Origin of the sequence: Streptomyces sp. NPDC046866 (assembly GCF_040704625.1) — a bacterium.
Taxonomy (GTDB): Bacteria; Actinomycetota; Actinomycetes; order Streptomycetales; family Streptomycetaceae; genus Streptomyces.
Genome location: NZ_JBEYXN010000003.1, coordinates 146558 through 160530, shown reverse-complemented (window position 1 = coordinate 160530; position 13973 = coordinate 146558). Strand labels below are relative to the sequence as shown.

Genomic DNA, 13973 nt, shown 5'->3' with positions numbered 1-13973 from the left:
GTACGTCCCGAAGCCGCGGGGCGGCAACAGGACCCCGCCCCGATACTGAACGCTTCGCACCGCGCCGTACCGACGTTCCCGGCCCGCCCCCGCCCGTCCGCGCAGGGGGCCGCCGACGAGGAGGACGAACTGCCGTGGTCCCGAACGCCTTCTCCCTCCACCCCGAACTCGACGCCGCCGCCCTTCGCGCCTTCGTCTCCGCCCTGGAGAGCGGCGACGTCACGGACCTGGCCCCCGCCCGGGCCGCCCAGGTCGCCGACTCCCGGGCCGTCGCCGTCTTCGGCCGGGTCAAGGTCGCCGGCGCCGAGGGGGACCTGCTCGACGGCGCGCTGTGGCGGCACACCGGCAGCCTGCCGCGCCCCGTGATCGTGATGCCGTCGCCGTGGACGGACCTCGGCTGGCTCCCGTACGCCGTCCAGGCCACCGTGTTCGCGGCCCGCGGCTACAACGTGCTCGCCTACAGCGCCCGCGGGTTCGCCGGCTCCGAGGGCGAGGCCGAGGTGGCGGGCCCGCTCGACGTCGCCGACGGCCGCCGCGTCCTGGACCACCTCATCGAGCGGACCGCCGGCCCGGTGACCCGGATCGGCTTCCTGGGCGCCTCGTACGGCTCGGTCATCAGCCAGCTCGTCGCCGCGCACGACGACCGCGTCGACGCCGTCGTCGCGCTCAGCACCTGGGGCGACCTCGGCGAGGTCTTCCAGGAGAACCGGACCCGGCACGTGGCCGCCGTCGAGACGCTGCTGCGGGCGGCGGGGCGGGCGCGGCTGAGCCCGCAGACGCAGGCCGTCCTCGAGAACGTGCTCGCGGGCCGCGACATGGAGGGGGCCCTGCGCTGGGCGGAGCAGCGCTCGCCGTTCGGGCACGTCAAGGAGCTCAACCGGCGCCGGCTGCCGGTGTACTTCTCGCACGCCTGGCACGAGACGCTGTTCCCGGTCAACCAGACCCTGAAGACCTTCAATGAGCTGACGGGTCCCAAGCGGATCGACCTGTCCGTCGGCGACCACTCGGGGCCGGAGATGACGGGCATGGCCGGGCTGCCCAACCGGATCTGGACCACCGCGCACCGCTGGCTCGACCACCACCTCAAGGGCGCGGACAACGGCATCGCCGACGAGGGGCAGGTGCTCGCCGAGGTGATGTGGGGCCGCACCCTCGAACCCCGGCCGACCTGGCACTCCGTCACCGAGCACGTGCGCCGGCTGCACCTGGTGGACGGCGGCGAGCTCGCCGACGCGCCGGAGGCCGGCTGGAGCGCGGGCGTGCTGTGCGGGGTGGACACGCCGGCGGTCGTCGCCGACGCGATCGTGCGCTCCGGCTACGACGAGATGGCGGGCCGCCCGAAGCGCTACCGGACCGGCGACATCGACCGCGCCGTGGCCGCGGTGTGGACCGCGGACCCCGAGCCCGAGACCGCCCGGCTGCGCGGCACGCCCCGGCTGCGGGTGACGTACCGGGCGGCGAACCCCGGGTCCACGTTCGTCGCGTACCTGCTGGACGTGGCGCCCGACGGGACCGGCCACCTCGTCACGCACGCCCCGTACTCCGACCTCGAGTCGCCGCCGGACAGCCTGGTCGCCGCGGACGTCGAGCTCCAGTCGACGGCGTACGACGTCCCGCGCGGGCACCGCCTGATGCTGGTCATCGACGCCCGCGACCCCTTCTACGCGGACGCCAACCTCCCCCGCGCCACCCTGGCCTTCACCTCCCCGGAACCCACCCCGTCCTACCTGGACCTCCCCCTGGGCTGACGTCGCCCCGGCCGCGCCGGCTAGTCCCGCGCGCCGCGCCGCGACTGGGAGCGGACCGCGCCCATGCTGGCCGCGATGACCAGGGCGATGGCCAGGGCGTCGAGCGGGGAGAGGGCCTGGCCGAGGACCAGGAAGCCGGCGGTGGCCGCGATGGCCGGCTCCAGGCTCATCAGGATCGCGAAGGTCGGGGCCGGGAGCCGGCGCAGGGCCAGCAGTTCCAGGGTGTACGGCAGGACCGAGGACAGGACGGCCACGCCCACGCCGAGGGCCAGCGTGCCGGGGGCCAGGAGGGCCGAGCCGGCCTCGGCGATGCCGAGCGGGAGGGAGATCACCGCCGCGACGGCCATCGCGAGGGCCAGGCCGTCCGCCTGGGGGAAGCGGCGGCCCGTGCGGGCGCTGAAGACGATGTACGCCGCCCACATCGCCCCCGCTCCGAGGGCGAAGGCGGCGCCCGCCGGGTCGAGGCCGCCGAAGCCGCCGCCTTCTCCGCCGTGGCCGGCGAGGAGGGCGACCCCGGCCAGGGCCAGCGCCGCCCACAGCAGGTTCACCAGGCGGCGCGAGACGGCCACGGAGAGCACGAGCGGGCCGAGGACCTCCAGGGTGACGGCCGGGCCGAGCGGGATGCGGTCGATGGCCTGGTAGAAGAGGCCGTTCATGCCGGCCATGGCCACGCCGAAGGCGATGACCGTGCCCCAGTCGGCGCGGGAGTAGCCGCGCAGGCGGGGGCGGCACAGGAGGAGCAGCACCAGGGCGGCCGCCGCCAGGCGGAGGGTGACCACGCCGGCTGCGCCTGCCCGCGGCATGATCATGACGGCCAGGGCCGCGCCGAACTGCACCGAGATCCCGGCCGCGACGACGAGGGCTACGGGGCCCAGGCGTCCGCCGCGCCCGGGGGCCGGGGCCGCAGTGGCGGGCGCGGCTGCGCTCGCGCGTTCGGCGGCGGCGACCGCCGCCTCGGGGTCCGGGGTGGGGGTGTGCGCGGGGGTACTGGCGGATGGTGCGGGCATTTATCCAGACTAAGGCGTACGTAAGGACCGTGCCGCCGTGCCCTTCCTTACAGGTGTGGCAGCGGAACCGTACCCTCCGGGACCGGCCCCCGGCCCCCGCGCCTCAATCGCCGGCGGGGCGGGATGCGCCGGGCCCGCCCCGCGAGGCGTCGGCGAAGCCACCCGGACTCCTGGGGCTCCGCCCCGGACCCCGCGCCTCCAACGCCGGCGGGGCTGGAATTGCCGCCCCCCCTTTCGGAGCCGGGGGCCCGGGCGTTCAGCCGCGCCGGCGGGTGAGGCGGGCGGCTTCCGCCAGGAGTTCGGCCAGGTGGCGGGGGTGGGTGGCGGACAGCTCGGCGATCTGGGTGCGGCAGGAGAAGCCGTCCGCCAGGACGACCGTTTCCGCCGGGGCCGCGCGCAGGGACGGCAGGAGCTGTTCCTCCGCGCAGGCCACCGACACCGCGTGGTGCCCCGGCTCGAAGCCGAAGTTGCCGGCCAGGCCGCAGCAGCCGCCGCTGAGCCCGCCCGTCAGCCCGGCCCGCTCCCGCAGCCGCCGGTCGGCCGCGTCGCCGAGGACGGCGTGCTGGTGGCAGTGGGTCTGGCCGGCCACCGGCCGGTCCACGCGCGGCGGCTGCCAGTGCGGGGCGTACTCCTCCAGGGCCTCGGCGAACGTGCGGACGCCGGCCGCGAGCCGGGCCGCGCGGGGGTCCTCCGGCAGGAGCACCGGCAGGTCGGCCCGCAACGCCGCGGCGCAGCTGGGTTCGAGGACGACGACGGGGGCGGACCCGGCCTGCGGGCCCAAGGCGTCGAGGGTGCGGCGCAGGGTGGCGCGGGCCCGGTCGAGCCGCCCCGTGGAGAGGTACGTCAGCCCGCAGCACACCCGCCCGGCGGGCAGCCCGACCCGCAGGCCGGCGGACTCCAGCACCTCCACGGCCGCCCGCCCCACCTGCGGAGCCAGGAACTCCGTGAAGGTGTCGGGCCAGAGGAGTACGCCGGGCCCGGCCGGGACCGCCGCCCGGCGGGCCCCCCACCAGGCGGTGAACCGCTCGGGAGACAGCCGCGGCAGCCGGCGGGCGGGGTCCAGGCCGGCGGCGCGGGCCGCGAACGGGAGGCGGGCGAGGGCGTCGGCCGCGCGGGTCAGGCGCAGGGTGGCGAGCAGGCGGAGCCAGTCCGGCAGGCCGCCCAGGGTGTAGTGGGCCAGGGGGCGGATGCGGCCCGCCCAGTGGCGGTGCAGGAACTCCGCCTTGTACGCGGCCATGTCCACCCCGACCGGGCAGTCGCTGCGGCAGCCCTTGCAGCCCAGGCACAGGTCCAGTGCCTCGGCGACCTCCGCCGAGCGCCAGCCGTCCCGCAGGATCTCCCCGGCCAGCATCTCGTGCAGCAGCCGGGCGCGGCCCCGTGTGGAGTGCCGCTCCTCCCCGGTGACCCGGTACGAGGGGCACATCACCCCCGGATCTGAGGGCGAGGGCGACGGCGACGGCGACAGCCCGGAGCGGCATTTCGCCACGCCCACGCAGCGGGCCACCTCCCCCGCCAGGGCCTCGGCCTGCCCCGCCCCGGCCTTCCCCCTCGGCAGCACCTCGAAGCGCAGGTTCTCGTCCAGCCGCGCCGGCCGCACCAGCATCCCCGGGTTCATCCCGCCCCGCGGATCCCACACGTCCTTGTACGCCTCGAACAGCGCGATCACCCTCGGCCCGTACATCCGCGGCAGCAGCTCCGCCCGCGCCTGCCCGTCGCCGTGCTCCCCGGACAGCGAGCCCCCGTGCGCCGCGACCAGGTCGGCGAGCTCCTGCGAGAACGCCCGGAAGCGGGCCACCCCGCCCGCGGTGACCAGGTCGAAGTCGATCCGTACGTGCACGCAGCCCTCGCCGAAGTGCCCGTACGGGGTGCCCCGCAGCCCATGCGCCGCCAGCAGGGCGCGGAACTCCCGCAGGTACGCCCCCAGCCGCGCGGGCGGCACCGCGCAGTCCTCCCATCCGGGCCAGGCCATGCCGCCGTCCGGGGTCCGGGTCGCGGTGCCGGCCGCGTCCTCCCGGATCCGCCACAGCGCCCGCTGCGCCGCCGGGTCGGTGACCACCACCGCGTCCAGCGCGTTCGCCGCCCGGACCAGCTCGCGGGCCGCCCCCTCGTCCCGCGTCTCCGCGAACAGCCAGGCCCGGCCCCGCGGCAGGTCCGCCGCCGCGCCGCGGACCAGGTCCTCGGCCATGCCCTCGACCGTCAGCGGGAGCAGCGGGAGCAGGCCCGCGGCCGCGTCCGCCGCCGCGCCCTCGTCCGCGTACCCGAGGACCGCGAGGGCCGGCGCGCGCGGCGCCTCGACCAGCCGGACCACCGCCTCGGTGACCACGCCGAGGGTGCCCTCGCTGCCGCAGAAGGCGCGGGCGAGCTGTACGCCCCGCTCGGGCAGCAGCGCGTCCAGGCCGCCGTAGCCGGAGATCCGCCGCGTGAACCCCCCGCCGGCGCCCGTGCCGGTGCCCATCCCCGTGCGCAGCACCTCCAGGTTCCCGGCCACCAGCTCCCGCAGCCCGGCGGGCGCACCGTCCCAGCCGGTCCCGATCCGGTGCACCGCGCCCCCGTACGCGACCACCTCCAGCTCGGCGACGTTGTCGGCGGTGGTGCCCCAGGCCACCGAATGGGCGCCGCACGCGTTGTTGCCGATCATGCCGCCGAGGGTGCAGCGGGAGTGGGTGGAGGGGTCCGGTCCGAAGGTGAGCCCGTGGCGGCGCGCCGCCTCCCGCAGCCGGTCGAGCACCAGGCCCGGCCGGACGACGGCGGTGCGGGCCCCGGGGTCCAGGGACACCAGGGCGTTCATGTGCCGGGTGAGGTCCAGCACCACGCCGGTCCCGGTGGCCTGCCCCGCGATGGAGGTGCCGCCGCCGCGCGGGACGACCGGCACCCCGGCTGCGGCGCAGATCCGCAGGGCGGCCGCGACGTCCTCGGCGTCGCGCGGGGCGACGACCCCGACGGGCACGCGCCGGTAGTTCGAGGCGTCCATGGTCACGAGGGCGCGCGCCGCGGCCCCGAAGTCCACCTCCCCGCGCAGTGCGTCCCGCAATGTCCGTTCGAGTTCCCCGGATGCGCTCACGCGCCCCACCTTCCCACCAGCGGCGTTCGTCTCACCGGGTGGACGCGCCTCGGGCAGCGGGTCCCCGACCCGCTACGCTCCGCTCGTGGCTGAGATCCAGATTCCCGCTGACATCAAGCCCGCCGACGGACGCTTCGGCGCGGGCCCCTCCAAGGTGCGGATCGAGGCGCTGGACGCCCTCGCCGCCACCGGTACCTCCCTGCTCGGAACCTCGCACCGCCAGGCCCCGGTCAAGAACCTGGTCGGCTCGGTGCGCCAGGGCATCCGGGACCTGTTCTCGCTGCCCGAGGGATACGAGGTGATCCTGGGCAACGGCGGCTCCACCGCCTTCTGGGACGTCGCGACCGCCGGCCTGATCGAGCGCAAGTCCCAGCACCTGACCTTCGGCGAGTTCTCGTCGAAGTTCGCCAAGGCCGCGAAGCTCGCGCCGTGGCTGGACGAGCCGTCCGTGATCTCCTCCGAGCCGGGCACGCACCCCGAGCCGGTGGCCGAGGCGGGCGTGGACGTGTACGCGTACACCCACAACGAGACCTCGACGGGTGTCGCGGCGCCGATCAAGCGCGTCGCGGGCGCCGACGCCGGTTCGCTCGTGCTGGTGGACGCGACCTCGGGCGCCGGCGGCCTGCCGGTGGACATCACCGAGACCGACGTCTACTACTTCGCCCCGCAGAAGTCCTTCGCCTCCGAAGGCGGCCTGTGGCTCGCGGCGTTCTCCCCGGCGGCCCTGGAGCGGGCGGCGCGCGTCCACGCGTCCGGCCGGCACATCCCGGAGTTCTTCTCGCTGCCGACGGCGATCGACAACTCGCTGAAGAACCAGACGTACAACACCCCCTCGCTGTCCACCCTCTTCCTGCTGGACCAGCAGCTGAAGTGGATCAACGGCCAGGGCGGCCTGGAATGGGCGACCGCCCGCACGGCGACCAGCGCCCGCACCCTGTACGGCTGGGCGGAGGCGTCGAAGTACGCCACCCCATTCGTCGTGGACGCCGACAAGCGCTCGTCCGTCATCGGCACGATCGACTTCTCGGACGACATCGACGCGGCGGCCGTCGCCAAGGTGCTGCGCGCCAACGGCATCGTGGACACCGAGCCGTACCGCAAGCTCGGCCGCAACCAGCTGCGCATCGCGATGTTCCCGGCGGTCGACCCGGCGGACGTGCAGGCGCTGACGGCGTGCATCGACCACGTCATCGAGAAGCTCTGACCGCACCCTCTCCTCTTTTCACCGAGCCCCCGGCAACCCCGCGTCGCCGGGGGCTCGGCGCGCAGGGGGACGACACGGCCGGGAAGGACCGTTTCCCCACCGACCGGGCCCCGCCGCCCCATTCGCCCACCTCACGGGTGGGGCACGGCACGCGATACCGTCGAGGTCTCGGCAATTCTTGGAGGAAGCGGCGTGATCGTGCGAGTGACGGCTGCCCAGGGCGGCGCGGACCCCTTCGGCACGGCCCGGCTGCGGCGCGGGGTGCTCGACTCGTGGGGTGCGGGCCCGGCCCGCTTCCGCGAGGACGCCAACGCCGAGGAGGACCTGGCCCTCGGCGGCTACCGCGACCGCCTCGTGGTGGAACTGGCGCAGAACGCCGCCGACGCAGCCGCCCGCGCCCAGGTGCCCGGCCGGCTCCGGTTGACCCTGCACACGGACGCCGACGGGCGGGCCGTGCTCGCCGCCGCCAACACCGGCGCCCCGCTCGACGCCACCGGCGTGGAGTCCCTGAGCACGCTGCGCGCCTCCGCCAAGCGGGAGTCCACCGCCTCGGGCGACACCGTCGGCCGCTTCGGCGTCGGCTTCGCCGCCGTCCTCGCCGTCTCCGACGAGCCCGCCGTCCTCGGCCGGCACGGCGGCGTGCGCTGGTCCCTGGCCGAGGCCCGCGAACTGGCCGCCGAGGCCGCCCGGCACAGCCCCGGCCTCGGCGACGAACTGCGCCGGCGCGACGGCCACGTCCCGCTGCTGCGGCTCCCGCTGCCCGCCGAGGGCACCGCGCCCGAGGGGTACGACACCGTCGTCGTCCTCCCGCTGCGCGACGCCGCCGCCGAGGACCTGGCCGCCCGGCTGCTGGCCGGCATCGACGACGCACTGCTGCTGACCCTGCCCGGGCTGCACGAGATCGTCATCGACACCCCGGCCGAGGGCACCCGGACCCTGCGCCGCGGCGCCGACGGCCCCCACACCGTCATCGAGGACTCCCGCGGGCAGACCCGCCGCTGGGCCACCGTCCGTCACAGCGGCCCCATCGACCCCGCCCTCCTCGCCGACCGGCCGGTGGAGGAGCGGCTGCGACCCACCTGGACGGTGTCCTGGGCCGTGCCCGTCGACGCCGAGGGCGCACCCGTGCCGCCCGCCACCGCACCCGTCGTGCACGCCCCGACCCCGACCGACGAACCGCTCGGCATCCCCGCCCTGCTCATCGCGACCCTCCCGCTGGACACCGCCCGCCGCCACCCCGCGCCCGGGCCGCTGACCGACTTCCTCGTGGAGCGCGCCGCCGACGCCTACGCCGAACTGCTGGGCTCCTGGGAGCCGGTGACCAGCGCACTGGTGGACCTCGTCCCCGGGCCGCTCGGCAAGGGCCCGCTCGACGGGGCGCTGCGCACCGCCGTCCTGCAGCGGCTGCCCCGTACCGCCTTCCTCGCCCCGGCCGCCGCCCCCGCCGAGGACGAGCAGGAGCGGGCCGCCCTGCGCCCCTTCGAGGCCGAGGTCGTCGAGGGTGCGGGCGCCGACACCGTACGGGTCCTGGCCGAGGTGCTGCCGACGCTGCTGCCCGCCGGGCTGGAGCGCCGCCCCGAGCTGCGCACCCTGGGCGTGGGCCGGCTCCCGCTCGGCGACGCCATCGAGCGGATCGCCGGCATCGAGCGCACCCCCGAGTGGTGGTACCGCCTGTACGACAGCCTCGCCGGGGTCGACCCCGACCGGCTGTCCGGGCTGCCCGTGCCGCTGGCCGACGGGCGCACCACGATCGGCCCCCGGCACGTCCTGCTGCCCGGCGCCGACACCCCGAAGGACCTGGCCCGGCTCGGCCTGAAGGTGGCCCACCCCGACGCCGCGCACCCGCTGCTGGAGCGGCTCGGCGCCCTGCCGGCGACGCCGCGAGCCGTGCTGACGACCCCGCAGGTGCGGGCCGCCGTGGCCGGCTCCCTCGACGCCGGCGAGGTGTGGGACGAGGACGCCCTCGACGCCGACGAGCTGGCCGAGATCGTCCTCGGCCTGGTCCGCGACGCCGACCTCGCCCCCGGCGACGAGCCGTGGCTCGGCGCGCTCGCCCTCCCCGACGAGGAGGGCGAACTCGCCCCGGCCGGCGAGCTCCTGCTGCCCGGATCGCCCCTCGCCGCCGTGATCCGGGAGGACGAGGTCCCGTACGTGGACCCCGAACTGGCCGCCCGGTGGGGCGCCCAGCCGCTGACCGCCTGCGGGGTGCTCGCCACCTTCCAGCTGGTCCGCGCCACCGACGTGGTCCTCGACCCGGACGAACTGGAGCCCCGCGACACCGACTACGCCGAGCCCGACGACGTCGGCCTGCTCGACGCCGTCGACGTGTGGTGCGAGGACGTCCTCGACCAGCTGCCGGACACCCCGCTGCCGCCGGTCGCCACCGAGATCACCGCCGTGCGCGACCTCGACCTCGTCGACGACGACTGCTGGCCGCAGGCCCTCGCCATGCTCGCGCAGCCGCCGCTGCGCGACGCCCTGATCCAGCCCGTACGGGTCCTGCTGCCGGACGGCACCACGCAGTCCGTGCGCCCGTACACCGCGTGGTGGCTGCGCGACCACCCCGTGCTCGACGGCCGCCGCCCGGCCGGCCTGCGCTCGGCCGGCGGCGACCCGCTGCTGGCCGGCCTCTACACCTCGGCGGACGCCACCGGGTTCGAGGACGAGCAGGTCCTGCGCGCGCTCGGCGTGCGCACCACGGTCGCCGCCCTCCTCGACGAGCCCGGCGGCGCGGCCGAACTCCTCGGCCGCCTCGCCGACCCCGACCGCGAGGTCACCGACCGGCAGCTCCACGCCCTGTACGGGGCGCTGGCCGACCTGGACCCCGAGCAGGTCACCCTCCCCGACGAGCTGCGCGCCGTGGTCGACGGCGAGATCCGGGTCGTGGACGCGGCGGACGCGGTGATCGCGGACGCCCCGGACCTGCTGCCGCTGACCGCCGGACTGCCACTGCTGCCGGTGGCGCCGGCGCGGGCCGCGGACCTGGCCGACCTGCTCCAGGTCCGGCGGCTGTCGGAGACGGTCCCGGCCCAGGTCAGCACGCCCGGCGAGGAGCACGAGGTCCCGGAGTCGGTCCTGCAGCTCCTCGGTCCGGCGACGCCGCGCACGTACATCGAGCACGAGGAGCTGGTCGCGGGCGGCGTCGAGCTCGACTGGCGCCGCACCCCGGACGGCACCCTGCACGCCTCCACCCTGGAGGGCGTGGCGGCCGGCCTCGCCTGGTCGGCGGGCCAGTGGCCCCGCCGCTTCGAGGTGGCCGCCCTCCTGGAGGACCCGTCCCGCACGGCGGAGCTGGCCCGCGACCGCTGGTTCGACTAGACCGGGCCCGATCCCCTCCCCCATCAGCAGGGCTAATGACCCCTGCATGATTCATCGTTGGACGTGATGACGGGCCGGGCAGCAGCATGGGGTGCGTGAACAGCGCCGCACGCCGCAGCCCGGCCCGAAGCCGTCTCCGCACCCTGCTCCGCGCCTGGCTCAGCGCATGCACCGTGCCCGCCGCCCACGCGAGCAGCCCCTTGGCCCACCCGGCGGATGCGGCCCTGACCGCGGCCCGGGTGGGCGATCGGCGCAGGCTCCCTCAGATCTGATCCACCCGGATCCGGTGGCCGGCCAGGAGCTTGCGCAGGTCGTCGGTGTCGGAGGTGAGTACGGCGACGTCCGTCTTGGGATCCGTGAAGCGGAGTGCGACGGCTGCGAGGACTGCGTCAAGGGCGTGCTTGTGTCCGTGCAAGCCGGCTTGGGTCAGGAGGTCACGGGCATCGATGAGGATGCGGTCGTCGGTGTGGACGACCTCCACACGCGACAAGAGCCATTCCCAGGCCTTGCCCTGCTTGCCTGCGCGCGGGTCCCAGGCCTCCAGGACGGTGAGCGCCGAGGTGACGACCTGGATGCCGTTCGCGGAGGCGGCCTTCACGAACAGGGCGACCGTCTCGTCGCCGCGCGATGCCTTGGAGAGGGCCTCGCAGTCCAACACGAAGACGCGGGGACGCGGGGGAAGCGTCCGCGAGGATCGACGGGTCATGCGGCACGCCCCTGCGGGGTTTCCGGTTCCGACGCGCCCTCCTCTCTTGCTTCGGGTCTGGCGTACTCCCCGACGCGCATCGCGTCATGCCACGCGTCCATCTCCGCGATGCGGTCGAGCACCGCGTCATAAGCCTCTTCGGAGTAGGGGCCGAACTCCTCCTCCAGCATTCCCGCCAGCTCGGTGAGCTTGTGCGCCGCGATCCGGCGCTCGACCGCCTCGGTCACAAAGGCAGAAACGCCGCGGGCGTCCACTTGCTCCTTGATGTACTCGAGCGTTTCTTCGGGCAAGGTGATGGTCACCTTCTTTGTTGCCATACGGCCAGTATGGCGATGCTCTGGAGTCCGTGTCATCACCCGGAAGGGTGGACCCTACGCCGGGAAGCGGTGGTCCACCCAGCGGAAGGTGACCTCGATCAGGGCGGAGGCGGCCGCGGCGATGGCGACCGCCGTCCAAGGCATCGGGGTGCCCACCAGCCTCAGCTGGAAGAAGTCCTGGAGCCACGGGACCGCCAGGACGACGAGGAAGGCCCCCGCCATCGCGCCGACCAGCACCACCCGCCACCACGTGTACGGGCGGGCGACGATCGCCAGGACCCACATCGAGGTCAGGAACAGCGTCAGCGTCGCCGCGCTCGTCTCGGCCTGGAGGGAGTCCGGGCCGGTGTAGTGGTGGCGGGCCAGCAGGTACGTGACGAACGTGGCGACCGCGGCGATCACCCCGCCCGGGACCGCGTACCGCATCACCCGCCTCACGAAGTGCGGCCGCGCCCGCTCCTTGTTCGGGGCCAGGGCCAGGAAGAACGCCGGGACGCCGATGGTGAGGGTGGACAGCAGGGTCAGGTGACGCGGCAGGAAGGGGTACTCCACCTGCCAGCAGACCACCAGGATCGCCAGCAGCACCGAGTAGACGGTCTTGGTGAGGAAGAGGGTGGCGACGCGGGTGATGTTGCCGATGACGCGGCGGCCCTCGGCGACCACCGAGGGGAGGGTGGCGAAGCTGTTGTCGAGCAGGACGATCTGCGCGACGGCCCGGGTGGCCTCCGAGCCCGAGCCCATCGAGACGCCGATGTCGGCGTCCTTGAGGGCGAGGACGTCGTTGACGCCGTCGCCGGTCATCGCCACCGTGTGCCCGCGGTACTGCAGGGCGCCGACCATGTCCCGCTTCTGCTGCGGGTTGACCCGGCCGAAGACCGAGTTCCCGTCGAGGACCTCGGCCATGCCCGCCTGCTCGGCCGGCATCGTGCGCGCGTCGACGGTGTTCGCGGCGCCGGGCAGGCCGAGTTTCCCGGCGACCGCGCCGACGGAGACCGCGTTGTCGCCGGAGATGACCTTCGCGTGGACCTTCTGGTCCGCGAAGTAGCGCAGGGTGTCCGCGGCGTCCGGGCGCAGCCGCTGCTCCAGCACGATCAGGGCGGTGGGCCGGGCGCCGGCGGCCACGGCCTCGTCGTCGAGCTCGCGGGTGGCGCGGGCGAGCAGCAGCACGCGCAGGCCCTGCTCGTTCAGCTCGTCGATCTCGGCCAGGGCCGGGTCGTCGTCCGGGAGCAGGACGTCGGGGGCGCCGAGCAGCCAGGTGGAGTGCTCGCCGTCGCCCTCGCTGAAGCTGGCGCCGCTGTACTTGCGGGCGGAGGAGAAGGGCAGGGACTCGGTGCAGCGCCAGTCCGCGCTGTCGGGGTAGGCGTCGATGATGGCCTGGAGGCTGGCGTTCGGGCGCGGGTCGGACTCGCCGAACGCGCCGAGGACCTTCTCGACGTGGGCGGCCTCCGCACCGGCGAGCGGCCGCAGCTCGCTGACGTCCATGCCGCCCTCGGTGAGGGTGCCGGTCTTGTCGAGGCAGACGACGTCGACGCGGGCGAGGCCCTCGATGGCGGGCAGCTCCTGCACCAGGCACTGCTTGCGGCCGAGCCGGACGACGCCGATCGCGAAGGCGACGGAGGTCAGCAGGACCAGGCCCTCGGGGATCATCGGGACGATGCCGCCGACGGTGCGGGCGATGGAGTCCTTGAGGTTGTTGTCCTTGACGACCAGCTGGCTGACGATGAGCCCGATGGACGTCGGGATCATCATCCAGGTGACGTACTTGAGGATGGTGGAGATCCCGGAGCGCAGCTCGGAGTGGACGAGGGTGAAGCGGGCGGCCTCCTCGGCGAGCTGGGCGGCGTAGGCCTCGCGGCCGACCTTGGCGGCGGTGAACGCGCCGCCGCCGGCGACGACGAAGGACCCGGACATCACCGGGTCGCCGGGCCGTTTGAGGACGGGGTCGGCCTCGCCGGTGAGCAGGGACTCGTCGATCTCCAGGCCGTCCGCCTCGCCGACGACGCCGTCGACGACGACTTTGTCCCCCGGGCCCAGCTCGATGACGTCGTCGAGGACGATCTCGGAGGTGGAGACCTCGGCGGTGCGGCCGTCGCGGCGCACGCTCGGTCTCACCTCGCCGATGACGGCGAGGCTGTCGAGGGTCTTCTTGGCGCGCAGCTCCTGGATGATGCCGATGCCGGTGTTGGCGAGGATGACGTAGCCGAAGAGGCTGTCCTGGAACGGTGCGACGCACAGCATGATGCCCCACAGCACGCCGATGATGGCGTTGAAGCGGGTGAAGACGTTGGCGCGGACGATGTCGGCGGTGGAGCGGGAGGAGCGGACCGGGACGTCGTTGACGGCTCCGCGCGCGACGCGCTCGGCGACCTCGGCGGTGGTCAGGCCGCGGGGTTGGAAACGGGGTGCCGGCGGGGCGACGGGGTGGACGGGGTCGAGCTCGGCGCCCGCGTCGATGCGGGTGCCGCCGGGGCCGGGGCCGGGGGCGCCGTCGGCGCCCGGCTCGGGCCCGTCGGATTCGGTCCTCGCCCGCTGCGTCATGCTTTCGACGGTAAAGCGGGTTCTGCCGGTTCACCCCCCGAGAAGGGTGGAGATCCGACTTCGGGATGAGCGGA

General features: G+C 75.1%; 8 protein-coding genes. 3 read left to right on the top strand and 5 right to left on the bottom strand.

Translation table 11 applies throughout. From position 1 onward, the window contains the following. The first annotated feature begins 134 nt into the window (after window positions 1–134). The gene (locus AB0953_RS06690) at window positions 135–1748 is read left to right on the top strand and encodes an alpha/beta fold hydrolase (RefSeq protein WP_366858328.1); all 1614 of its coding nucleotides are present in this window, start codon (window positions 135–137) and stop codon (window positions 1746–1748) included. Between the two features lie 20 nt (window positions 1749–1768). On the opposite strand, the gene AB0953_RS06685 is transcribed toward AB0953_RS06690, so the two are convergent. Both AB0953_RS06685 and AB0953_RS06680 read right to left on the bottom strand, forming a co-directional pair. Next, a complete protein-coding gene (locus AB0953_RS06685) occupies window positions 1769–2755 on the bottom strand; it encodes an EamA family transporter (RefSeq protein ID WP_366858327.1) in 987 nt (328 codons plus the stop codon). A 256-nt stretch (window positions 2756–3011) separates the two neighbouring features. Beyond that, window positions 3012–5816, bottom strand: a complete 2805-nt coding sequence (locus AB0953_RS06680; RefSeq protein ID WP_366858326.1) for an FAD-binding and (Fe-S)-binding domain-containing protein — start codon at window positions 5814–5816, stop codon at window positions 3012–3014. Between the two features lie 85 nt (window positions 5817–5901). Between AB0953_RS06680 and serC the strand changes: the two genes are divergently transcribed. Together serC and AB0953_RS06670 are read left to right on the top strand one after the other, a co-directional pair. After that, on the top strand, window positions 5902–7020 hold the full coding sequence (gene serC, locus AB0953_RS06675) for a phosphoserine transaminase (RefSeq protein WP_366858325.1): 1119 nt from the start codon (window positions 5902–5904) through the stop codon (window positions 7018–7020). 198 nt (window positions 7021–7218) lie between these two features. Beyond that, entirely contained in the window at window positions 7219–10338 is a 3120-nt protein-coding gene (locus AB0953_RS06670; protein WP_366858603.1) for a molecular chaperone Hsp90, read from the top strand. 262 nt (window positions 10339–10600) lie between these two features. Here the strand turns inward: AB0953_RS06670 and AB0953_RS06665 are convergent, their stop codons facing one another. From AB0953_RS06665 to AB0953_RS06655, 3 genes are read right to left on the bottom strand one after another with little or no spacing between them, the layout of a single operon-like run. Further along, window positions 10601–11044: a PIN domain-containing protein gene (locus AB0953_RS06665; protein ID WP_366858324.1), complete on the bottom strand. Its 444-nt coding sequence runs from the start codon at window positions 11042–11044 to the stop codon at window positions 10601–10603. Then, entirely contained in the window at window positions 11041–11361 is a 321-nt protein-coding gene (locus tag AB0953_RS06660; RefSeq protein WP_366858323.1) for a ribbon-helix-helix domain-containing protein, read from the bottom strand. Before AB0953_RS06660 ends, AB0953_RS06665 begins: the two co-directional genes overlap by 4 nt. Window positions 11362–11415: 54 nt before the next feature. After that, window positions 11416–13899, bottom strand: coding sequence for a cation-translocating P-type ATPase (locus AB0953_RS06655; RefSeq protein ID WP_366858322.1), 2484 nt, complete (start codon window positions 13897–13899; stop codon window positions 11416–11418). Window positions 13900–13973 lie beyond the last annotated feature (74 nt).

What these genes read in the sequence shown, in the direction of transcription:
- AB0953_RS06655 (WP_366858322.1), bottom strand. Translation starts at nt 13,899, where the DNA reads ATGACGCAGCGGGCGAGGACCGAATCCGACGGGCCCGAGCCGGGCGCC.
- AB0953_RS06685 (WP_366858327.1), bottom strand. Translation starts at nt 2,755, where the DNA reads ATGCCCGCACCATCCGCCAGTACCCCCGCGCACACCCCCACCCCGGAC.
- AB0953_RS06665 (WP_366858324.1), bottom strand. Translation starts at nt 11,044, where the DNA reads ATGACCCGTCGATCCTCGCGGACGCTTCCCCCGCGTCCCCGCGTCTTC.
- AB0953_RS06660 (WP_366858323.1), bottom strand. Translation starts at nt 11,361, where the DNA reads ATGGCAACAAAGAAGGTGACCATCACCTTGCCCGAAGAAACGCTCGAG.